The organism is Sphingomonas sp. S-NIH.Pt3_0716, assembly GCF_003950715.1.
Classification (GTDB): Bacteria; Pseudomonadota; Alphaproteobacteria; order Sphingomonadales; family Sphingomonadaceae; genus Sphingobium; species Sphingobium yanoikuyae_A.
Genome location: NZ_QLJK01000036.1, coordinates 24,791 through 48,455, shown reverse-complemented (window position 1 = coordinate 48,455; position 23,665 = coordinate 24,791). Strand labels below are relative to the sequence as shown.

Annotated in this window: 16 protein-coding genes and 1 tRNA gene; 8 read left to right on the top strand and 9 right to left on the bottom strand. The window is 59.2% G+C overall.

The window, feature by feature from the left end; genetic code table 11:
• Positions 1-818: 818 nt before the first annotated feature.
• The 3 genes from BRX37_RS22340 to BRX37_RS22330 form a co-directional block, all read right to left on the bottom strand.
• On the bottom strand, positions 819-1,403 hold the full coding sequence (locus tag BRX37_RS22340) for a hypothetical protein (protein ID WP_125989537.1): 585 nt from the start codon (positions 1,401-1,403) through the stop codon (positions 819-821).
• Entirely contained in the window at positions 1,400-2,101 is a 702-nt protein-coding gene (locus BRX37_RS22335) for a nucleotide-binding protein (protein ID WP_164522509.1), read from the bottom strand. The genes BRX37_RS22340 and BRX37_RS22335 overlap by 4 nt, the downstream gene beginning before the upstream one ends.
• Before the next feature lie 118 nt (positions 2,102-2,219).
• The gene (locus tag BRX37_RS22330; protein ID WP_037523493.1) at positions 2,220-2,675 is read right to left on the bottom strand and encodes a hypothetical protein; all 456 of its coding nucleotides are present in this window, start codon (positions 2,673-2,675) and stop codon (positions 2,220-2,222) included.
• A gap of 156 nt (positions 2,676-2,831) precedes the next feature.
• On the opposite strand from BRX37_RS22330, the gene BRX37_RS22325 reads away from it, so the two are divergent.
• Together BRX37_RS22325 and BRX37_RS27455 are read left to right on the top strand one after the other, a co-directional pair.
• On the top strand, positions 2,832-4,334 hold the full coding sequence (locus tag BRX37_RS22325) for a hypothetical protein (protein ID WP_125989532.1): 1,503 nt from the start codon (positions 2,832-2,834) through the stop codon (positions 4,332-4,334).
• Positions 4,255-4,644: a helix-turn-helix transcriptional regulator gene (locus tag BRX37_RS27455; protein ID WP_318276867.1), complete on the top strand. Its 390-nt coding sequence runs from the start codon at positions 4,255-4,257 to the stop codon at positions 4,642-4,644. The genes BRX37_RS22325 and BRX37_RS27455 overlap by 80 nt, the downstream gene beginning before the upstream one ends.
• Before the next feature lie 55 nt (positions 4,645-4,699).
• On the opposite strand, the gene BRX37_RS22315 is transcribed toward BRX37_RS27455, so the two are convergent.
• The 6 genes from BRX37_RS22315 to BRX37_RS22290 form a co-directional block, all read right to left on the bottom strand.
• A complete protein-coding gene (locus BRX37_RS22315; RefSeq protein ID WP_037523492.1) occupies positions 4,700-7,702 on the bottom strand; it encodes a restriction endonuclease in 3,003 nt (1,000 codons plus the stop codon).
• A gap of 11 nt (positions 7,703-7,713) precedes the next feature.
• Positions 7,714-9,819, bottom strand: coding sequence for a site-specific DNA-methyltransferase (locus BRX37_RS22310; RefSeq protein ID WP_125989530.1), 2,106 nt, complete (start codon positions 9,817-9,819; stop codon positions 7,714-7,716).
• Positions 9,816-10,655, bottom strand: a complete 840-nt coding sequence (locus BRX37_RS22305) for a DUF4391 domain-containing protein (RefSeq protein WP_051887078.1) — start codon at positions 10,653-10,655, stop codon at positions 9,816-9,818. Before BRX37_RS22305 ends, BRX37_RS22310 begins: the two co-directional genes overlap by 4 nt.
• Before the next feature lie 24 nt (positions 10,656-10,679).
• Positions 10,680-13,829 (bottom strand): helicase-related protein, encoded by a 3,150-nt coding sequence (locus BRX37_RS22300; RefSeq protein ID WP_037522932.1) that lies wholly within the window; start codon positions 13,827-13,829, stop codon positions 10,680-10,682.
• Between the two features lie 244 nt (positions 13,830-14,073).
• Positions 14,074-15,396 (bottom strand): tyrosine-type recombinase/integrase, encoded by a 1,323-nt coding sequence (locus BRX37_RS22295; protein WP_080727372.1) that lies wholly within the window; start codon positions 15,394-15,396, stop codon positions 14,074-14,076.
• Positions 15,397-15,549: 153 nt separating this feature from the next.
• Positions 15,550-15,639 (bottom strand) — tRNA-Ser (locus BRX37_RS22290).
• Positions 15,640-15,785: 146 nt separating this feature from the next.
• Between BRX37_RS22290 and hspQ the strand changes: the two genes are divergently transcribed.
• From hspQ to BRX37_RS22265, 6 genes are all read left to right on the top strand, one after another.
• Positions 15,786-16,157, top strand: a complete 372-nt coding sequence (hspQ, locus tag BRX37_RS22285; RefSeq protein ID WP_004210078.1) for a heat shock protein HspQ — start codon at positions 15,786-15,788, stop codon at positions 16,155-16,157.
• Positions 16,114-16,902 carry a GDSL-type esterase/lipase family protein gene (locus BRX37_RS22280; RefSeq protein ID WP_125989528.1) on the top strand — a complete coding sequence of 263 codons (789 nt, stop codon included), beginning with the start codon at positions 16,114-16,116 and terminating at the stop codon, positions 16,900-16,902. The genes hspQ and BRX37_RS22280 overlap by 44 nt, the downstream gene beginning before the upstream one ends.
• A 90-nt stretch (positions 16,903-16,992) precedes the next feature.
• On the top strand, positions 16,993-18,957 hold the full coding sequence (locus BRX37_RS22275; RefSeq protein ID WP_125989526.1) for an OPT family oligopeptide transporter: 1,965 nt from the start codon (positions 16,993-16,995) through the stop codon (positions 18,955-18,957).
• Between the two features lie 145 nt (positions 18,958-19,102).
• Positions 19,103-19,243: a hypothetical protein gene (locus tag BRX37_RS26890; RefSeq protein WP_017499045.1), complete on the top strand. Its 141-nt coding sequence runs from the start codon at positions 19,103-19,105 to the stop codon at positions 19,241-19,243.
• Positions 19,244-19,375: 132 nt separating this feature from the next.
• Positions 19,376-22,177 (top strand): TonB-dependent receptor, encoded by a 2,802-nt coding sequence (locus BRX37_RS22270; protein ID WP_125989524.1) that lies wholly within the window; start codon positions 19,376-19,378, stop codon positions 22,175-22,177.
• A 76-nt stretch (positions 22,178-22,253) separates the two neighbouring features.
• The gene (locus BRX37_RS22265; protein WP_125989522.1) at positions 22,254-23,654 is read left to right on the top strand and encodes a purple acid phosphatase family protein; all 1,401 of its coding nucleotides are present in this window, start codon (positions 22,254-22,256) and stop codon (positions 23,652-23,654) included.
• The last annotated feature ends 11 nt before the right edge of the window (positions 23,655-23,665 follow it).

The window sequence follows — 23,665 nt, the reverse complement described above, 5'->3', positions numbered from 1 at the left end:
GAGATGAGGACAATGTCGGCTCATCTCATTCTGCCGGGGCTAGCCCCGGCAGAATGAGATGAAGGGGCCACCAACTAGGGAATTTTCAAAGCCCACTTTTGCGGAGAATTGCACGACCGATGACAGGGGTTGCGCCTCCTACTGCCCGACAAGCACCGAGTCAGTTGGGTCTACCCGGCGTTGCTCGTGCTACCGCCTGTCAGCTTGGCATTGCAGAGCGTCTTAAGCGCGAGGCTTTCTCGGATCCTGCTTTGGGCCCTCCTCGTCCCTCTTGCCGCTTTAACGCTCCTTTTGGTTGCATTCTTTGGCTCGGCTTTCTTTGCACACTGAGGCGGCAGCAGATTAAAGCATGCAAGCTCAGGTGATCACGGTTTATGAGTTTACGGCCTAGACGGCGTAGAACCTCAGCAGCTGAGACATCGGAATGTTGCGCGATCTCCAGCAGCCGATCGTACTCTGTGCGAGACCAGCGGGTCGGAAGCACGAGCGTGCGCACGCGAACCTCGCTGCCTGAGCGATGGGTCATTTCATTTTCTCCAGAAACAAAGATTTCGAGCATCTTGGCGGGAGGGGTCCAGGGGAGGGCAGCGCTCCTCCCCGGCCAGGTCCGGCCACGACTAAGGCAGCGCCAGAGCGTCCACGCGACAAAGCTGACTTCCTCGTGCTCATGCGCGGTAGTCGTTGGCCAGCCCTGGCTAATTTCCTCCCTAAATAGTTTGGAAGCCTCCTAAACGTGAATCCGCAGGTATCTGCGGACGGAGCCGAAGGCGTAGGGAAGCGCCCGTTAGTACAGCAACATTGAACTGACAGGCTTTTCGCTACTGATTTGAAAGACGGTCGGCATATTCTGCCGCACAAATGCGGGAGTCGCTGAGATACTGTCGAGCATCATAATCAGACGCGTTGCGACCATTCCTCGTTTTGACCGCCGCCGCTCCGAAGGCGGCATTGATGCAGTGATTGAAGTCAAACTCTGATATTGCGTGGTGGCGTATTGCCGGCCGAGAGAGCCACCATTTAGTGACGCCTCCTCCGGCGAGAATACCGATGATCAAAACGAACAGCGTCCAAATTGTAGACCAGCGATAATGGCGAGCTTTGGCATCGCGACTATCGACTGGCATCAGATCGCGGAAGGTATGGAAGGCGGCTTCCGCTGCCTTCTCAACTCGTTTTGGCAAGTCTCGGTGCACGGTCTGCTGCGCCTCGAATGAGGCTTTTTTAACCACCTCATCAATCTGGCGGACATGTTCTGATCGAAAAATGATCTCAGCCAGGACGCCCGGCGAATCCCGCATTTCAACGGGGAGTCGCCGAAGGAATTTATGCATCCTGATGTAGTCGTCTGGACTTGCCTCGCGCTCCAACAAATCGCGATGCATCTGTTCGACAAGCTGTTTCATAGGATGAACCCCGACTGCATGAAAAAGGGACGGAAGGCGCGTACGACGCCCTCCCACCAAATTTGGAAGTCGACTTGTTCGGAAATGTTTAGCTTCAACGTTGACAAATCATCGAACGGACAACGTGCACGAGCGATCTTAGTGCGAGGCCGGATTTGCAGCGATGGAATGAAGGCTTCCGCCGCACCACCTGCAAGCAATATTTCGCGCAGTTCAGACTCATGCCAAAGCACGAATGCACGAGGACTGTCGCCAAACCGTCCATTCATTACAACCAGCGTTTTTTGCGGTGGCGCAAACTCTTTGACGCGATCCAATAGAGTGATACCATCCTCCTCTTCATCAAGCACCCAGATGTGAAGGATTTCGCGATTGAGCATGGAAACTGCTCGATGCACACGGTGCATCTCGCGTTCAACCGAGTCGCCCACGTTCCCCGGCAAATCGACCAAGAGTACGGCCTCACTCGGAGAATTTTCCCAAGCATCGAGAAGTAGCCCCCAACCATCGGCGTGACGGAGATAAGCCCTGGTTACAGGCATGACGTTGCGATAATATCGGTCTAAATGGGCGTTGCGCGCATCACAGTCGAAACCCATAACCTGGTACGCTGCCGAACGCAGCAGCGTAGCCAGTATACGGGCGACGAGCGACTTACCGAGGCCGCCCTTGTCGCCGCCCACGATGATAATCGGCATAGGCGATGGTGACGTAATGGACGGAAATTCTGGATAAATTGACCCTGCCTTTGCAGACATAGTATGTTCCTCAAGAAGAATTTTGAGTGGTGCGATGCGCTAGAAGAGCTAATCAGCTTCAGTTTGGCACCATCACGTCGCTGTACAGATCAACGTGTCGTGGTTGCGCCGGAGCAGTGTCACCGCGCGCGCCGCTCGCTTTCGATTGGATTGAAGTCTTCAAAGCGGCTTCAGACCGCGACGCATACAGTGACGAGACCGACGGGACTTCGACCGAGGTAGTTTTCCGGCGTGTTTTCGGCCTTTTCAATGCGGTTTTTGCCTCAGCCGCTTGGAGCTCTTTGCGCCCGGCAGCCAGCGCTTCACGGAGGATCGACGGCGTAACCCGCGCGGCCTCCATCCAATTCTTTGCTTTCTGATTGGCGACAATCGCCGGCAGTTTCACCCGAGGGTTTGCCGCCAGAAGAGATTTCACGAACCGGGCGGCCGCCACCTGCGGCGCGGCGAGCAACTCGCGATCTGCTAACAATTCGCGCGCCACTTCCGCGCCGAGTTCCGCTTCATCGTTAGTCATCTTTACATCCTCATTCAAACCGAACCACTGTGGCTCGATGAGGACGATGTTAGTCAGCGATCGATGGATGTTTCGCGGTAGACGATTTGATTTTTAATCAGACCTTTAGGGTCTTCTTCCAAAGCGCCTGGGACCAGTTCGCCGGAGCAAAGTCAGATGTTTGTAGATACTCGAAATTTCATCAAACCTGGCTTTGGGATCGGACAGGTGGACATGGGTGTAGTGAGATCGATGGCGCGTGACGTCGTACTGAACGCCCAGACACATAATATGGACCGCAATGAGTATCTCGCTCGCCTGTTCGTTGAGCAGAATCTCGCTAGCCTACCAATCGGGCATTTGATGGACCATCGCATCCACATGCCGGGGGAGTTTGCACTTAGTCTTGAGAACAAAGACGAAGAGCAGATTACCGAACTTTTGGATCATATGCTTTGCGCTCAGCCCCACTCAGAAGCCCGCCTCCTTCTCGCGAATGCTCTCAATGTAAGAACGGCGAAACTGGCTGCGGATCTCATTGCGATACGCAAATGGGATAAGGCTCTTTTTTTCAAGGTCATCAGCGGACATCTCGGCCAGGCATTAGATCATTTGTCGACTTTGAATCTGACATCTGTAGAACTAACGCGTACGCAATCCTGCATCGCAGACATGCTGGTGGTGTACTCGGCGTTTGAGTTACAACTGATCGCTGCCCGCGCCGTCGCTTTAGACGCCGGCAGTTTCCTCCCGTTTGATTACAGTGACATGAAAGAACGAGCTCCATTGGAGCTCATGTCCGACATCGCCGACGCATATCAGTATCGGTTCCGCCAAAGCGAACTAAAAACCAAAAATTTGCCGCTGGGAAGGGGACGGCCTCCTGTCCTCGCGTCAAAATTCAACGAGGACTTTGCTCGCGAGATAGCCAAATCAATAGGCCTTTCCGAGAAAGACGAAGATGGAAAATTCTTAAAACTGATCAAAGAATTGCACATCACTTTTGGCGATATAAAATCTACCATTGATAAAATAAAGAAATCACCACCATTCGATACCCGAAAAAATGAAGACAATTCGAATTTCAAGAGCACCCCAGCGTCCACCTACTTTTTTGAAATAAGTTCTGGCATCCAAGTCGCCTTTGGCGCTCTTAGAATTGTAAATCTCTCGAAACGCAAAATGCAGATGACTTCTATAAACCCAATTCAGCGTAAAAACGCATTTCAGGCATGGCGCTCAGCAGATCTACCTGCCAAAAGGCAAAGCGACGCAACGACAATACTTTTTGTAATCAGAACAATCATTCTTCAGGATAGCCAAGCTGGCACAGCATTTTATTCCGATGGCAAAAACATTAGCCTCTTACCACAAATAAATTCACACAACCACGATGGCAATGTGGCAGGCATATCCCTGCTAACGAGGGCCAAGCGAGGCTACCCGGTAAAAAGTGCTAAAAATCGAGAATGCGTGCCTCTCGACGCAAATCTGAGTTTAGCGGGAGTTCAGGAGATTGACCTGCTGCCGGACTTCAGGATTGGATTAAACCGCAAATCGTCTACCTCCATGGACCGAGTGACAAAGCCTAGAGTTGGGTATGACCAACCCTCGCGCACTAAATACAAATTGGAACGTCGCTCACGGAGCAATCCCCGAGCCCCGGGCCGGTTCGGATGAACTGGCCCGGCTGATTGCGAGCTTAGCGGCCGCTTTAGGAGACCGTCCTGAAAAGGATCGACAAAGCCTGATCGCAGCTATCGTACCGATATATATGTCGCACATGTCAGCAGAATTGCCTTCAGTGATTAATCGGCCTGTGTCTCGCTTTTTGCGCCTTCCTGAGGTCCTGCGCCGCACAGGACTAAAACGTTCAACTTTATACAATAAAATTGCAGCAGATTCATTTCCGCCACAGGTGAAAATTTCTAATAACTGCACAGCATGGCGAGAGGAAGAAATAGAACAATGGTGCGCAAACCCAAAGTAGAAACCTTCCCCAACGCCAATACTCAATTCACTTGCAATATGTATTCCATCGTCCGCTAAACCTGATTCAGGATGCCGTCTATGTTCGACGTCGTCACAAAAGGCACATTCAATGCTGCGAAATGCGCCTTTCCACAGGAAATCTGCGCCTTCTCCGCTTCGCGTAGTGTATTGAGGTCGCCCTTGCTCTCGCTGACCAAATAGACATCTTCACGTCCGTCGTGCTGACGGACAATCGCCCAATCCGGATTATAAGTGCCAAGCGGCGTCATGACCTTAAAGGCGGCGGGCAGCTTAGCGAAAACCTTGATAGAGCCGCTGATGTCGAGTGCCTTGGCCAGTTCCGCCTCGATATTTGAGTCAGTGACGATGTGATCGAGCGGGGCGTGCTCAACAGCCACAAGCCTATCGACCGGCACATCATCCTCCGCAACGAACAGGTCCTGCGCCCACCATTCGTCCAACGGCTTGTAGACGATGCCTCGCGTCATCATCAGACGCTTCCCGGCCTGGATGATTGCTGTGACGGCATCAACGAAAGCAGACGGGTTCACCGCCGCATCAGACAGTCGACCTGACTGGACAAGGATGTCGGCCAGCACCTTCCGGGGCAGTTCCGTGCGGTTCTGCAGCTCGCCCAGCAGGTCTGGCACTTCAAGTGACGTAGTTGCAAGGCGCTGTGGCTGTGACGTACTGCGCTTCTCCGGGGTCACGCCCTCTCGTCCGATCAGCATTTCGGCCAGTTCGAAAGTCACCCGCGCCTCGCCTGGACGCGGCATATCCCGTAGCGCCTGGGCGCATCGTGCCACCAATGCGGCATCGTCGAAGTCGAGGCGATAGGTCGTCTTCTGGCTGATCCGGTTCCACAACTGTTGGAAGTCATGCCCCTCCAGCACCTTCAGGTTCAGCCTCACCTGTCGCTTTTCGCGGGCATCGCTGACCTGAACCTTGCGCGCCAGACGATGCAGCATGTCACGTATCAGCTTGGCGGCCTGCTCTGGCAGCTCGGTCGGGAGCGGCACCGCGTTCTGGGCAAGCGCGCTCCGCAACTCCGGTTTCGCATTGCCCTTATCATCGACCAGCCCTGCCAAGACGAGTCCATCAAAGACGGCGCGGCTTTCCTTTACTGATACGATGGCTGTTTCGCCATTCGGCAGGGCATAGGTCAACCCGGCGAACAGATCGGCAGTGACAATCCCCAGCTTGATGTCGAGCGCCTGCTCCATCTCGGTCTGCAGGCCTTCGGCGAACTGTTTGTAGCCCTCCTGCGCGATGACGGTGAGGACGTTCACCCCCTCGTCACGCCGACGCTGGCCGGTCTGATCGACGCACAGACGCAGACCGCGTCCGATGGATTGACGGCGCCGCGTCTCGCTGGCCATTTCGCGCAGGGAACAGATTTGGAACACGTTGGGATTATCCCAACCCTCGCGCAGTGCGGAATGAGAAAAAAGGAAGCGCAGCGGTTCCGCTTCGTCCAGCAGCCGCTCCTTGTCCTTCATGATGAGGTCGAAGGTCCGCTCGGCTTCGTCGCGGCTCTTCTGGTTCGAGAATTCCCCGGCGGCGTTCAGGGTCGGCTCGGTATAACGACCTTTCTTATCCTGCGAGAAATAGCCATCATGCGCGCTTGCCGCGTCCGCCGGGACATCGGCGAAGAGTGACTGGAAGCGCGGCTGTGCTGACAGTTTCGCATATTCTTCCTCGAACATGGTGGCCAACGGTCCGGGTTGCGCGACGCCCCCCTGATCATACAGGCGATAGTCCGCAACCTTGTCGATGAAGAACAGGCTGAGCGTCTTGATCCCCAGCGGCCGGTTGCGCTGCTCCTTACGGAAATGATGCTCGATCGTCTGGCGCACCATCGCGCGGGTGAGCGACGCCGCATCGACATCGCCCCAGGTGTCGTTGACCTCCAGCAGCTTCACGCCGTCGCCGGGGACGATCAATTGCATCGATCCACCGCCGCGCATCTTTTCGATGATGCCTATGCGGTATCCGGCATAGATGGTCCGTCCGCCGGACGCCTGATCCTCTGTCAGTTCCGTTCCATCATACACCCACACGGACTGGCGGGACACGCCAGCCTTCATCTGCTTTGCGATTTCAACACGGGCGCGCGGAAGCTCTCCCTTCTTCGCCTCCACCTCCAGCAGCTTCACATAGGGGCTGTTGTCCGCGTCCTGGATCTGGGCGCCGTCAACCTCAATCGACTTCACCAGTCCCCGATCATGCGCGTCGAAGGCGTCGAGGCGATAGACCGGGTGGAACTTGGCCACATGCGTCGCTGAATAGCGGATCGTCGCCAGTGGCTGCATCGCGCGCATGATCTGACGACCGGCGCCATTGGGATTCGCATCGACCGACTGCGGTTCATCCACGATGATGATCGGCCGGGTGGACCGGACCCATTCTACACCGGGTATGTCGCGGGTCTGTTCGCGCGCCTGCTGGAACACGGCTGCCTTGCTGCCCAGCGACTGCACCGTGGCGATCATCACGCGGATCGACGAGGATGAGGCGAAATCGATGATCCGCGACAGGTCGCCGCTGTCATAGACGAAGCTCTCGAACGGCACGCCATCATAGATCTGACGGAAATGGTCGCGGGTCTGCTCGATCGTCTTCTTCACACCTTCGCGGATGGCGACAGAGGGCACGACGATGACGAACTTGGTGAAGCCGTAACGCCGGTTCAGCTCAAAGATGGTGCGCAAGTACACATAGGTCTTGCCCGTGCCCGTCTCCATCTCAACGGTGAAATCCATGCCATAGTCGCCCCCGGCATCCTTCTTGCCCTTTGCGGCGACATTCAGGTCTGGGGACGCAGGCAGCGCATGGCGGTTCTGCACAATGTGCAGGTTCTCCAGCACCACCTCTTCCAGCAGGTCCGAGCGGTTGGCATAGCCCAACAGCTTTTCGTTATATTCCAGCTCGCCTGCGATCTGCCGCGGGGCGATGGTGAAGAGCGACTGGCGTTCCTCCTGCCCAGCGAACAAATCGACCACGGCGTCGATGGCGGCGACCTGATGCGGTAGTTCGGCTTCAAAGACGAATTTCATCAGCTGGCCGATCAGATGCTGGCGATCTTGGCGATGCGATCGCCCAGACGCTGACGCAGAATGGCTGCAAGGTTCGCCTTGGTCGCCGCGCGGTTGCCGTCAGCCCCCAGACCGGCATCCTTGAAATAGACCGTGGCCTGCACCGGATCGAGTTCATCGACCCAATCCGCCATGCCTTGGCCCAACGCCTCAGCGTCATTGGCGCCAATATTGCCCAGGCATACCATCAGCGTCCCACCGCCCAGCGCGTGAACGGTCTGGCCCGCGATGCTGCGCTTCTCTTCCGGCAACGTGAGATCGATACCGGTCTTGAGCAGCAACTCAACCAGCAGGTCTTCCTCGGTGCGACCAGGCAGGACATTATCCACGGCATCCAGGATGCTCGCCTCCAAATCCCCGGCATCCGGTTGCCACGGCTTCAGGTTCGACGTGGCCAGCTTGTAGACGCGGAAGCCGGTGTCGATCGTCGCGTCTGGATGTTCTTCGCGGATTTTCGCTCCAGCACGACGCAGGCGTTCCTTGGTCAGTTCGGCGATGTTTAGAGGTTTGCCCATAGACTCAAGAAATTTCGCTGAAGATTTTTGCTCTTTCTTTGTGGTGCTGAGCGGTTCCGGCAATTGCACAAGTATGAACCGCCGCCGCCCTCCATCAGAGGCGTTTGCCACCTGCAGCGCATGCCCAGTGGACCCGGAACCGGCAAAAAAATCCATCACCAGACAATCTTGTTTACCGCCAGACACATACTCAAACAATTTGTTTAGCTCTTGATAATCCTTTGGATTCGTAAAGATCTTCGCGCCCATCAAATCTCGAAGATCTTTTACAGAAACTTGAGATTGCTTATACAAATACGTTGTCCGGACTTGGGTTGCCAGTTCATCATCGGCCGCATCTTCGACATCTTCAAAATCGTCATCGAAAGTTTCGTAAGACCTGGGTTTGAGGTGAAACTTTCGAAATGGCGGGTCTTCATGAGTCTCGCGAAACTCCACCGCCCCCAAATTTATTTGGCGCTGCATCTCTGCCGGGTCAGCGTAAATCCATCCTCGTTCTGGAACTTTGCAAGGCTTCTTTGTGACAGGATGCAACACATCATATGTCGGACCACCACCGCCAGGCCAAGAAATGTCACGATCCCGCCAAGGGCCATATTTGTCCACCCTCTTATAGCGGCTCCATTTACGCGAAGGGTGATCTTTCGGCAGGCTTCGAAACCATTCCTGCAAGCTCTGCTCGACAAGCGCATCATTCTCACCAATTGCAGCCCTAAGCTCGAGATATTTTTCCCAGATTTCTTTCGTCCCGGGCTTTGATTCCCGCCACATGACACCGTCGGACCGAAGTCGGCTTTTCGACCGCGCGTAAATTAGGATATAGTCGTGCCCAGCAGATATCAGTTTTGCGTCATTCTTTCGACTTTTATCCCACATGATAGTAGCCAAAAAGTTCTCTTGGCCAAAAACTTCATCCAGCAACGCCCTAGAGTTCGAAAGCTCCGCGTCGTCTATGCTATAGAGGAAAATTCCATCCTCTCGCATAAACTCTTTTGCCAATGCTATTCTCGGCAGCATCATAGAGAGCCAGTCGGTGTGAAATCGCCCGCTAACCTCTCTGTTAGTAGTTGATATTTCGCCGCGCGCGCCGGATTGGCCCGTAATTTCAAGATATTGAGAAATAGATTCTCGATAATTATCAGGGTAAACGAAATCCTTGCCCGTATTGTATGGTGGATCGATATAAATAATATCGACTTTCCCAGCATACGACCGACGAATCAATTTCATTACCTCAAGATTGTCTCCTTCAATCATGAGGTTTTGCGTTAAATCCCAATCTACACTGTCGTTCGGCGTGGGCAGCAGCGTCCCAAGGCTTGGCGTCAGCGCGAAAGCCCGCGCCTTGCGCTTGCCCTTCCAGTTAAGACCATAGCGTTCCTCGCCTTCTTCGACGGCATCGCCGAGCAATTCACGCAGTATCTCGAAATCGACCTTTCCGTCGGTCACGATGTCTGGAAACAACCCCTTCAGCCGCGCGATATTACCTGTGACAAGGTTGCCGCTACCCGCTGCTTCATTATCGCGGGCAATCTGGGGAATGGGGTCGCTGGCGTCAGTCACACTTCATCTCCATGCACGCCAAGGCGCACATCCTTTTTCACAAATTTTGGTCGAGCGATGGGAGTTTCGGCCAACTCCCCCGCGATGGCCTGAAGCCTATCCTTAAGCTCCCGGGCCTGATTGCCAAGCTCAACCTGTTGAGCCAGCCGCTTTTCCCGCCGTGCGGCGGCGCGGGCGGCCAGCCATCCTGTCTCCGTCGCCCTGTATCGCGCCAGCGTCTCCCGGCGCGCCTCAGCCGTCGCTGCATCCGGCGCGAGCTGAAACGGCGCGTTCACAATCCCAGCGATGGCAAGCGCCTCGGCCCGTTCGACTAGCGCGCCATAAGCTGCGCCAAGGCCAGTCTGTGGCAAGCCCGGTAGCGGAAGGCTGGCGAGGAACGCCGCCGACGCTGCATCCTGCGCATCCACAAGATCCGGCGCGACCACCAGACGCTCGACGACCATCTGGTCCGCGATCCGCTCTGCCCGGCGCAACAGTGCAAGGCTCAGCCGGGTTCCCGCGTTTCCCGGCAGCGCCGTGGCAAGAATGATAGGCACAGGAATGGCGCGATGGATCAGGGTTAGCAGCCGCTGTGTCGGCTCAATACGTGCTGTCATCGCCAGCAGCTGAATGGCCGGGACTGGCCGCTCTTCATCAACGCCAGCCGCAATGCCCACCGTGACCGGAGACAGTGTCGCCCACCAGTCCAGCCGCTCGATCATGCTGTCGATCAGTTTGCGATCAGCGCTATTGGCCGCGCCGTGCTGCGCCAGAACGTCCTTGGGCAGACGGCGCGCCGGGGCGTTCATCGGCGGCAGGGCCAGCGCCGCGCGAATATCGGCGGGCGTGATCGTCATGCCAGCGCCCTCATGCGGCCATCCTCATGCAGGTGGCAGGATCGCCAGCCAGCAGACGACCTCCCAATCATCTAGCCCGCTCTCGCCGCCCGATCCTTCGATGCCGCCGGTGGTGAACAGACTCTCGACCGCGCGCTCCTCCGCCTTGCCGGTCACGCCCCGAATGGCAGCGGAGAGCAGCGCCTGCCATGTTTCCATCGCATCTCCGCCGCGCGTTTGAGCATCGAACCGCGCCCAGGCCTCGGCCTGACGGTCCGCCGGGGTAGCGGCGGCAAGGCGCAGCAGGTCCAGCATCCGCTTGGGCTGGCTATGCGGCAGGATGATCCGGTCATCCATGCCGACATAGATCAGCGCATGGGGGAAGAGCGGATCACCCTTCGCAATCGAGCGCTCCGCCGCCGGGGTGGCGGCACGCAGGACGAACAGCGCACCGGACGGAAAATCGTCGTTGGCGAAGATGGGGGAGTAGGTCCCGATCAGTTGCCGACCCAGCGCCGCTCGCTCGTCCGGCGAAAGGCGCGCCAGATCGAGCCGCAGGTCGTTCAAGGTCAGGTCGGTGATGGACACGCCGGAGGACAGATCCTCCAGATCGACTGCCCGCGACTGCAAGGTTTCAAGCTGCTGACGGCGATATTCCAGATCGTTCATCTGGTTGCCCGCCTGCGCCTCGATCAGGTTTTCCTCGCCGGTCGCGGACACATCGAGCAGCATCATCTTGCCGGACACGCTGCGCTCCAGGCCAATGTAGCTGTCCAGATCCATGTTCGGCCAGAAATTGACCAGCCGGATGACGGCATTGGGAGAGCCCAGGCGATCGACGCGCCCGAAGCGCTGGACGATGCGGACCGGGTTCCAGTGAATGTCGTAATTCACGACGCAATCGCAGTCCTGCAGGTTCTGGCCTTCGGATATGCAGTCGGTGGCGATGATGAGGTCGATCTCTTCCTCGCCCGCCAGCGACTCTGGCCGCGATCGCGCGCCGGGCGCGAAGGCGGTCAGGATAGAGCTAAGGTCGGCGGTGAGCTTGGGATGGGTCGTCCGGTTGCGGCCTGATCCCGTCACCAGTGCCATGCGATGCGGATAGTCTTCGCGGATCGCGTCATAGAGATAGGCAGCCGTGTCCGCAAAGGCGGTGAACACTAGCAGCTTTACGTTGCCGGGGTTGAATGGGTCGGCCAGCTTGTCGGCGATCAGTTTCTTAAGGTCAGCCAGCTTTGCGTCGCGCTCCGGCGTCACCCGGCGCGCTTGTTCATGAAGGCGCGCCAGCCGATCGCGATCCTCGGCCAGATCCTGACGCCAACGGACAAGATCCGCGTCGCTCAGCAACACGCGGACACTGCGGCCGACGCCAAGCTGATCGAAGGCGGGATCGTCATCGTCCAGATCGTCGATCATGGGCGCGGCCACGCTGTCGTCATGCGCGTCGATCCGGGCGATCAGCGTCTCGACCGCCTCCAACTGGCGGCCGATGGTCAGGGCGAAGGCGTGGACGGAGCTTTCCATGCGCTTGAGCAGGTTGACCCGCAGCAGTGCAATCAGGCTTTCTTCGCGGTCCAGCTGGCGGAACACGCTGGCGCCGCCGCCTGCGCCTGCCACATCCTGATTATAGCGACGCTCGTATGCCGCCCGGCGATCGTCCAACACATAACGGAGCGGCGCGAAAGCCGCGAGTTTCAGCCGCCGGATTTCATTGTTCACCTCGACGATCGGCGGGAATGTGCCGGTCAGATCGACGTCGGACTTTATGTTGGCCGGCGTCAGCTTTTCCGGGAAAGTGCCGGTCTCGGCGGTTCCGTAGTAGCGTTCGATATGTTTTCGACTGCGGGCGATGGTCAGCAGATCCAGCAGGCGAAAATAGTCGAAGCCCAGCATTTCCAGTAGCTTTGCCGGAGTCCGCGGGCCTTCCGGCAATTGCTGCCAGCGGTTGAACTGACCCTGCGCTATGCGGATCGTCCCGGCGATGCTGGCGATCCCGTGTCCGGCAAGTGCCTGGTCGTGACCTTCGGTGGCGAAGGCGATCTGGTTCTTCAGATCGTTAAGCCGATTGTTCACCGGCGTTGCGGACAGCATGAGCACACGGGTTTTTACGCCGGCCTTCACGACGGCGTTCAGCAGCCTATCATATCGGCTTTCGCGTTCGCCTTTGCCTGCGGGGCGATTTCGGAAATTGTGGCTCTCATCAATGACGACCAGATCGTAGTTGGCCCAGTTGATGTGGCCCAGATCAATGTCACCTGACTGCCCGCCTTCGCGCGACAGGTCGGTATGATTCAACACGTCGAAGGCGAAGCGATCGGCGGCGAGCATGTTGCGGACATCATTGCGGGTCCACAGCGTCCAGTTTTCGCGAAGGCGCTTTGGCGCAAGGACGAGTACGCGGGCGTTGCGCAATTCGAAATATTTGATGACGGCCAGCGCCTCGAAGGTCTTACCCAAGCCCACACTGTCTGCAATGATGCAGCCCCCAAAGCGCTGCAACTTGTCGATGGCGCCAATGACGCCGTCCTTCTGGAATCGGTAGAGCTTCGACCAGACCTGGGTTTCACGGATCCCAGTTGCTGAATCCACGATACGTGATTCGTAAGTACCAGCTTCCATTTCGGAAAAAAGCTGATGAAGTGCCTGCATGTAAACTGCATTGGGGGCGTGATCGGCGGCGGCGGCTGAGACAGCTTCGGTCAGTGCTGATACTGCCGGCCCGTTAGGATTGGCAGCACTCCACTCCGTTTCGAACCACTGGCCGACCATGGCCAATTCCGTGTCATTCTCGGTCTGCTGGACGAAACCCAAACGTGACTGCGGCGCGACACCCAAGCCGCCAGTCGTCAGGCTGCAATTGCCAATGACCGCACCGCACGACGAGAGAAGCACCGATTGCGAAGGAGGTAATCGCGTCTGCCTGATGTCCGCCGCCGCGAGTGCCCCTGCCAGCGCAGTAGACACCGCCCGGCCTTGAAGGCGATTGCGGCGAATTCGGTCGGCATCGTCGCCGGCCAAAGCAGTTTCAGCAGCGGCGCCGAGTAAAAGACGCTCAATGCCCTTAACCCCACCACCCAGCGTATCGCTCGCGCCTAAAAAGGAGAGACGCTCAGTAAGGACATGCAAGCGAACACCTTGCAATTCCTTCAAGATATCGATGACCCGATCACTACCGGAATTCGCAACCAAACGCACCCAGCCACCCCCGAACAAAGGTCAACGCGCATGTTAGCAGCTAGCTACCAACGCTAAATTGAGCCTTAAAGCACCCGCCCAACTCTTCAACAAATGATCAGAGGCGCATCGAATGGGCTAGCATCCTGTTCGATAGCCAAAATGCCGACAGGCCAGAATTCGCCTCCTCCGTATTAACGGCATGAGTACGTAAAACTGGGTCAGTCGCTACGCCTATTGCAAATGCTTTCGCTCCGAATGCCCCTCAGCGCGTATTGGATTTTGAGCGCCTTCTGCCTTCCAAAAGTACATTCGCTGCCAGCTGATCATGCAATAGCATATCCGCCCATTGTTGTGCGAGTTCCCGCCTGCGCTCCATGTAGGCAGCTCGATTGTAAATCAGTTCGCTGCCGGACATTCCAGCTGGAATATGCGCCAGCATCAAGTCAATAATGAGCCTGTCGATCAGGAGGCGATCTGAGCCTGGATGTGTTCGCTCTACCAAACCATTCATTGTCGTTGAGAATGACGAACGCCACCCGTGCGGAACATGGCGCCCCTTATAGCCGATTCGATTATATAAATATCCGACAGCATTTTCGCTCAATGGCTCCAAACCGCTTCGCGCCCCTGGGAAAACCAAGGGTCCACGACCTGAAAGGCGACGAGCCGCATGCAGAACCTCGACGGCTTGCCGCGAGAGTGGAACAAGGTGCTCGAAGGCCTCATCTTCACGGAGCTCCAGCACGAGCTTGATGCGAGAGGCTGAAATACGCCACAAAGGTCTCTCCGCGAGCTCATCTGGATTATCCCAATCGATGCCCTCAAACTCGCTCCAAGGCGCGGTGCGAATCATCCCTGGTCGCTGAGCAGTCAGCGCCATCATTCTAGATGCAAGACGGGTGATCGGATGGGAGGCCGAGCAGTCAACTGCACGGATCAAAGCCTGAAGCTGATCTAGTTCCGTCAGCGCTGGCCACCGGCGAGCCGGAGGTACAGGTTTGAGGCTTACTTTCATATCAACCGCAGGATTTTCGCGGCAGGCACCGATGCCTTTGCCATATTTGAATATCGACGAACACCGCTGCAGCAAGCGATGAGAAGTCTCGATAGCCCCTCGGGCTTCGACTTTTTTCAGCGTGGCAAGAAGAAGAGGCTCGTCGATGTCCGTTATCGGCAGCCCGCCAATGGCAGGAAAAATATCTCGTTCGAGGCTCGTGATGACATCTGCCGCATGCACTGGCTTCCAGCGAGCCACTTGATCAGCATACCATTGTCGGCCCACCTTCTCGAACGTGTTTTCCATTTGGACCAAGTTAGCGAGCTTGCGCTTCTTTGCCTCGATCACCGGATCCCGGCCGTCCCGCAGCAGACGCTTGGCGTCATCCCTCAGATCCCTTGCCTCGGCCAACGACACATCTGGGTAGCTTCCCAACACCAAGCGTCGCTCTTTATCTGCGAAACGATATTTCAGCCGCCAGCTGCGGTGACCAGCTTTCGTCACGAACAGATACAACCCACCGGAATCGGCTAGCTTGTAGTCCTTGTCCTTAGGCTTTGCCTTGCGAATTGCCGCGTCAGTTAGCATGCCCCCAAACCCTCAATTCGATGCCCCCAAAATGCCCCCAAATGATGCTGGCTTGGGCTGGATATCGCTGGATCCGCTTGGACGCGAGAACAGCCTAAAATCCCGTTAATACGGGGTTTTTTGGATAATATTGGATTTCGTTGGAAAACTAAGTGGCGGAGAGGGAGGGATTCGAACCCTCGGTACCCTCACGGGCACGCCGCATTTCGAGTGCGGTGCATTCGACCACTCTGCCACCTCTCCGCAGAAGACCGGAAGCATTGAACCGCAAGGAAAAATGCCGCACCGATCGGGTCGAGCGGCGCCCATTAGCGAATGATTCCATCCTTGCCAAGCACCCTTTTCGGTATTTTTCTTGTCTCCCTGCGCGGGCACCCTAAATTGGTCATATGAAAGTCACGATTCAGAATATCGGTACCGGCATCACCGCCCCGCCGGTCGTCCATGCCCGCTTCAGCATCGGCGATGTCCTCAAGCATCGCAGCTTCGGCTTTCGCGGCGTGGTGTTCGACATCGACCCGGTCTTCGCCAACAGCGAGGAATGGTATGAATCGATCCCCGAACATGCCCGCCCCGACAAGCAGCAGCCCTTCTACCACCTGCTCGCCGAAAATGGCGAGAACAGCTATGTCGCTTATGTCAGCCAGCAGAATCTGGTGGCCGACGACAGCGAGGAGCCGGTCGATCACCCGGCGATCACCGGCCTGTTCGGCGATTATGCGGATGGCAAATATCAGCTGCGCCCGCGCCACCGGCACTGAGCCGCGCTGGCGGACGGCGCTGGGCCTTGCCCTGCTGCTCGCCGCGGCCGGGCCGTTGCAGGCTGCCCCGTTGCCGACGCAGGCCCCGGCGCCGGACAAGGTCGCGGTTCCCAATGCCGACCCGACCTTCCCCTTCTCCAACGAGATCGCCGCCTTTGCGAAAGCGGAAGCGGCCGGCCCGCCAGTCGCCGACGCCACGCTGTTCCTGGGCAGTTCCAGCATCCGCCTGTGGGACATCAAGGGCAGCTTCACCGATATCGGTACGGTCAATCGCGGCTTTGGCGGCGCGACCACCCCCGACGTGCTGCATTATTACAAACGGCTGCTGCCCAAGGCCAAGCCACGCTCGATCATCGTCTATGTCGGCGAGAATGACCTGGCCGCCGGCGCCACGCCGGACAAGGTCGCTACCGACGTGCTGACCCTGCTCCGCCAGCTTCGCGCCGACTATCCCAGGGCGCATATCGCCTATCTCTCGCTCAAGCCCAGCCCGATCCGCTGGACGCTCTGGCCCCAGATGGCGGCGGTCAACATGACCGTTTCGGCGCGCAGCAAGGCGATGAAGTTCGATTATCTCGATGTCGGCCGCCCCTTGCTCGCCACTGACGGCCTGCCCGATGCATCGCTGTTCCGTGCCGATGGTTTGCACATGAATCCGCGCGGTTACGAGCGCTGGACCAGGCTGGTCGACGCCTATCTGGACCATGCCGTGCTGGCGGATACGGGCGCCGGCCGCGATTCCTGACCGTCCTGCCGGCCAGTTTAAGATTGATCCAAGCGCCAGCAACATTATTACCAGCCGCTTGATCGATCGACTGGCGAAGGGAAAAGAGCAGTGACAACCGATTCGGCCAAGGCCGTGCCGATGGCGGAGCTGACGCTACGCGGCGTCATATTGGGCGCGCTCATCACCCTGCTGTTCACCGCCGCGAACGTCTATCTGGGCCTCAAGATCGGCCTGACCTTCGCCACCTCGATCCCCGCCGCCGTCATCTCCATGGCGGTGCTGCGCCTGTTCGCGACCGGCACGATCCTGGAAAACAACATCGTCCAGACCATCGCATCGGCCGCCGGCACCCTGTCGGCGATCATCTTCGTGCTGCCGGGCCTGGTCATCATCGGCTGGTGGCAGGGCTTCCCCTATTGGCTGTCGGCCTGCACCATCGCGCTGGGCGGCATATTGGGCGTCATGTATTCGGTACCGCTGCGCCGTGCGCTCGTCACCGGATCGGACCTGCCCTATCCCGAGGGCGTCGCCGCCGCCGAAGTACTGAAAGTCGGTGCCGGTTCGCGCGAGGGCCTGGAAGAGAATAAGCGCGGTCTGGCCGCCATCGTGATGAGTTCGATCGCCGCCGCCGGCTTCTCGATCATCGCCAAGACCAAAATCCTGGCCGAGGAAGCCGCCACCTTCTTCAAGCTGGGCGCGGGCGCCAGCTCGGTCTCGACCAGCTTCTCGATGGCGCTGATCGGCGTCGGCCATCTGGTCGGCATCTCCGTCGGCGCCGCCATGTTCGTCGGCCTGCTGATCAGCTGGGTTGGCATCGTCCCCTATCTCACCAGCCCGCTGCCCGCCGGCGCGGACCTGGCCGACCTGGTCGGCACCACCTTCCGCATGAAGGCCCGCTTCATCGGCGCCGGCACGATCGGCATTGCCGCGATCTGGACCCTGCTCAAGATCCTGGGTCCGATCATCAGCGGCATCCGCTCCGCCCTCAACGCCGCCAAGGTCCGCAAGTCGGGCGACGCCGGCACTCTGGACATCACCGAGCGCGACCTGCCGATCGGCATCGTCTTCGGCACCATCCTCGCCTCGCTCGTGCCGATCGCCGTGCTGCTGTGGATCTTCGCCCAGGGCGGGCCGATCGCCGCCAATCCGGTGCCGATCATCGGCCTGACGCTGGCCTATATCCTGGTCGCCGGCATCGTCATCGCCTCGGTCTGCGGCTATATGGCGGGTCTTATCGGCGCGTCGAACAGCCCGATCTCGGGCGTCGGCATCCTCGCGGTGCTGGGTGCGTCGCTGATCCTCGCCGCCATCTATGGCTCGGGCCATCCCGAACAGAGCCAGGCGCTGATCGCCTATGCGCTGTTCACCACCGCGATCGTGTTCGGCGTCGCCACCATTTCCAACGATAACCTCCAGGACCTCAAGACCGGCCAGCTGGTCGGCGCGACGCCGTGGAAGCAGCAGATCGCACTGGTGCTGGGCGTGCTGTTCGGCGCGCTGGTGATCCCGCCGGTGCTTGACCTCCTGAACAGCGCTTTCGGCTTTGCCGGCGCGCCCGGTGCCAAGGCGACCGCCCTGCCCGCGCCGCAGGCTGCGCTCATTTCCGCGCTAGCCAAGGGCGTGCTCGGCGGCGACCTCGACTGGGGCCTGATCGGCTTCGGCGCCGGCATCGGCGTGGTCGTGGTCGCGCTCGACGAACTGCTCGGCAAGACCGGCAAGATGCGCCTGCCTCCGCTCGCGGTCGGCATGGGCATCTATCTGCCAATGGCACTGACCTTGCTGATCCCGGTCGGCGCGGTGATCGGCCATTTCTACAATCGCTGGTCGCTGCGCCAGGCGAACCCGGAATTTGCCGAGCGCATGGGCGTGCTGATGGCGACCGGCTTCATCGTCGGCGAAAGCCTGTTCGGCGTCGCCTTTGCCGGCGTCGTCGCCTCCACCGACAGCGACGCACCGCTGGCGCTGGTCGGCGAAAGCCATTGGGCGGTGCCGCTGTCGGTGCTGATCTTCGCCGGCGTGATCGCCGCCCTTTATGCGCGCCTGCGCCACTGGGCGACCGCGCCGCTCGCCTGACGAGATGAGATGGGGCGACCGACGCCAGGTCGCCCCATTCTTCAAAATCCTACGACAATAGAATGGATATGGGCCGACCTGCGGCTCGAAACCCTATGTCCGGCGGTTTAATTCTCCAGCATTACCCAAAGGCTGGAGAGCCCACATGCCGCCCGAATTCCTGATTGCCATCATCTTGTGTATCGGCGCCGTCTTTTTCATCGACCATATGGCTCGGCTGGAAAAAGGCGGCCGGCTGCACCATCGTGGCGGCCTGTCCCGGCGCAGCGGCCGGCGGCGCGACTGAGCGCCCCATAATGTGGCCCCTGCATCACGTCACATAAGTTACATTTTTCAGACTTTTAACTGCAATCATATTGCCATGAAGCCGTAAGGACTCATCGCCAATGGCCTCCCCAACCGAAGGGGAGCATTCACCATGAAGACCTTGTTCCGTGGCGCGAGCCGCGCCGCGATCATCCTTGCCACCGCCATGCCCGTCGCCGCCCTGGCCGGCACCATCAGCGGCACCGTGTCCGACGGCACCGGCACCCGCGCGCTGCAGTCGACCCAGCTGCGCATCGTCGAAAATGGGCGCATCGCCGAAGCCGGCCGTGACGGCTCCTACCGCTTCCCCGACGTCGCGCCGGGCACCTACACGATCGAAGCCCGCTACACCGGTGCCGACCCGGTGCGCACCACCGTCGTCGTGCCCGCCACCGGCGATGTCGATGCCGACATCCGCATCGGCTCGAACGTCGACGCGTCGATCATCGTCGTCGGCCAGGTCGCCAACCAGGCATCGGCCCTGTCGCGCCAGCGCGCGGCCGACGGTGTCGAAAGCGTCCTGACCCGCGACGCGATCGGCCAGTTCCCCGACCAGAATGTCGCCGAATCGCTGCGCCGCCTGCCCGGCGTCAACATCATGAACGACCAGGGCGAAGGCCGCTTCGTCTCGGTCCGTGGCCTCGACCCGGAACTCAACGCCGCATCGGTCAACGGCGCCCGCCTGCCCGCCCCGGAAAGCGATGTCCGCTCGGTCGCGCTGGACGTCGTGCCTTCGGAACTGATCGAATCGATCGAAGTGAAGAAGTCGCTGACCCCGGACATGGACGCTGATACGATCGGCGCCTCGATCGAGATCAACACCACCAGCGCCTTCGACCGCAAGAAGGATCTCTATTCGGTCAAGCTGGAAGGCAGCTATAACGACTATGCCGACGCCGTAACGCCCAAGGGCAGCGTCGATTTTGCCACCCGCCTCAGCGACAATTTCGGCATCTCGGGCGGCTTCAGCTATTACAAGCGCAAGTTCGAGACCGACAATATCGAAGCTGCGGACTGGACCACCAGCGACGACGGCATCGCCTATGCAGAAACGCTCGAATATCGCGATTATGACGTTCAGCGTAAGCGCATCGGCGGCACGCTGAACCTGGACTGGAAGCCGTCCGACACCACCAAGCTTTATGCCCGCGGCATCTACAACCAGTTTGAAGACCATGAATATCGTCGCCGCCTGACCTTCGTCCTGGATGAGCAGCCCGCTTCGGGCGATGCGGACAGCGCCAACTTCACCGACGAGGATGGCCGCATCGAAGTGCGCCGCGATCTCAAGGACCGTTTCGAGCGTCAGCGCATCAAGTCGCTGGTGCTGGGCGGCACCACCGAAACCGGCCCGTGGAAGCTGACCTATTCGGGTAGCTGGTCGGAATCGACCGAAAAGGAAAAGGGGTCGATCGACCCGATCCGCTGGCGCGCCCGGTTCGACGGCGATGGCGTCGATGTCGGCTTCAACTATGCCGATCCGCGCGTGCCGACCTTCAATGTCACCAGCGGCGCCGACCTGTTCAACGACCCGTCGGAATATAGCTTCAACCGCGTCGAGCAGACTGCCCTGTCGGACTCGCGCGACCGCGAATATGCGCTGAAAGGCGATGTATCGCGCGCCTTCGCCACCGACGGCGGCACCTTCACCGTGCAAGCCGGCATGAAAGCCCGCTGGCGCAAGAAGAGCTATAATTTCAACATGAACTATTATGGCGATGCCGATCTGGACCTGGCCGATGTGCTGGGCGCCCAGACCTATCGCCTGTCCGATCTCGGCCCGCTGCCCGGCAAGGGCCAAGCTACCGATTATTTCTACAACAATATCGGTGAGTTCGAACTCGATCCGATCACCAGCGCCTATGAATCGGCAGCGCAGGATTACAGCGCGAAGGAAGATATCCTCGCCACCTATCTGCTGGGCCGTTGGGATAGTGAGAAGGTCCGCATCATCGGCGGCGTCCGCATGGAGCAGACCCGCAACGTGCTGCGCGGCAATGTCACCGAATATGAACTGGATGACGAAGGCGAAACCACTGGCGTCATCTCAACGCCTAATGTCTTCACCAAACATTATACCGACTGGCTGCCCAGCCTGACCGCCCGCTTCGAACCGAGCCAGGGCCTGGTGTTCCGCGCCGCCGCCTACAAGAGCCTGGTCCGTCCCAAGCTGTCGCAGCTCGCACCGCGCTTCATCCTCGACGAGGATTATGCTGCCGAGTTCGGCAATCCGAACCTGAAGCCCTATCGCGCCTGGAACTTCGATGCCTCGGCCGAATGGTATTTCTCGAACAATGGCGCACTGAGCGCCGGCCTCTTCTATAAGTCGATCAAAGACTATAGCGCGCAGGTCCGCGACTTTGATGACGGCGTCTATAATGGCGTCGCCTATAGCGAGGCATCCTATTATGTGAATGGCGACACCGCCAAGGTGAAGGGCGTCGAACTCTCGTTCAGCCAGGTGCTGAACTTCCTGCCGGCGCCGCTCGATGGCTTCCTGGTGAACCTCAACTACACCTTCACCGACGCCGACGGAAAGATCACCAGCTACGACGGGGACGACAACGCCTATACCCGCAAGATCGGCCTGCCCAATGCTTCGCGCCACACCTTCAATGCGGTGCTGGGCTATGAAAAGGGTCCGATCTCGCTGCGCGCCGCCGGCACCTATCGCAGCAAATATCTGGACGAGATCGGCGATGGTCCGGACACCGACCGTATTGTCGACAACCACTTCCAGCTCGACCTGAGCGCGAAGTACAAGATCCTGCCCGGCGTCCGCCTGTTCGCCGACTGGGTCAACGTCAACAACGCCAAATATTTCGCCTATCAGAATTTCGAGGGCAGCAAGCGCCTGCTCCAATATGAGGAATATAACTGGACCGCGAAGTTCGGTATTTCCGCCAGCTTCTGATCCCGTTCGATTTCCCCTGCTTGCCGGTCGCGCCCTTGCGCGGCCGGCAAGTCCCGTTTTCCCGGAAAGGACGCCCATGTCCCGACTGTTCCTGACCATGCTGCTGATGGCGAGCGCCGCGCCGCTCTCCGCCCAGACCGCCGCCAGCCCGCCCGTGCCCCGCTCCGCCGGCACGCCCTATGCGGCGCGCACCCTGCCCGACCGGATCATGCTGACGCCCGCCGCCGACCCTTCGCGCGGCATGGCGGTCGCCTGGCGCACCGATGCCGCCCAGACCGCCAGCGAAGCGCAGATCGCCATCTCCGTCGACGGCCCGACGCTGGAGGAGGAGGCAAGGACCGTGACCGGTCCCGCCGGCACGGCCAAGGACAGCGCCAATGGCCCGGCGCTCTATCACCAGATCCGCTTCGACAATCTGACGCCTGATACCGTCTATGCCTATCGGCTGAAGGGCAGCGCGGGCTGGAGCGAGTGGCTACAATTCCGCACGGCGGCGGCGCAGGCCAGGCCGTTCCGCTTCCTCTATCTGGGCGACATCCAGAACGGTATCCTGACCTATGCCAGCCGCGTCATCCGCCAGGCTTTCCATGCCAATGGCGGGATCGAGCTGGTCGCCCATGCCGGCGATCTTGCCGCGCAGCGCGACGACCTCGACCATGATGACGAATGGGGCGAGTTCAACCAGGCCGGCAGCTATAACTGGTCGATCGTTCCGCAACTGCCCGCCACCGGCAATCATGAATATGTCGATGTGGTGAAGCCCGACGGCAGCGAGAGCCGCACGCTCGGCCCCTATTTCCCGCTGCAATTCGCGCTGCCCGACAATGGCGTGCCGGGCCTCAGGACCACCTATTTTGTCGATTATCAGGGGGTGCGCTTCATCATCCTCGACGGCACGTCGGCGATCGACCTTGGCACCATGGCGCAGCAGACGCAGTGGCTGGACGCCACTCTCGCGTCCAGCAAGGCGAAATGGAATGTCGTGCTGTTCCACCAGCCCGTCTTCACCTGCGCCCGGCCGCAGGACACGTCCGAGGTGAAGGCCGCGTGGAAGCCGGTGTTCGACAAGCGCAAGGTCGATCTGGTGCTGCAGGGCCATGACCATTGCTACAGCCGCCTGACCTCCGAAGCCGGGCGCGAGGCTTCGGCGCAGGCGCGGGCCAATGGCGCGATCCAAGGGCCGGTCTATCTCGTCTCGGTCACCGGCTCCAAAATGTACGGCCTCAACGACCGGGCCCGCACCCAGCCGGACAAGACCGCCGAAGCGACCGAACTCTATCAAGTCGTGGACGTGGATGGCGATCGCCTGAAATTCCGCACCTATACCGCGTCTGGCAAGCTCTATGACGGCTTCGACCTCACAAAGCGGGCGGACGGCAATCACCTGAGCGACACCAGCGAACCCACCATCGCGGTGCGCACCTGTACCGGCAATATCGGCCCCGATGGCGGCAAATGCGTCGCGCGCGGCAAGTGAGGAATATCGTG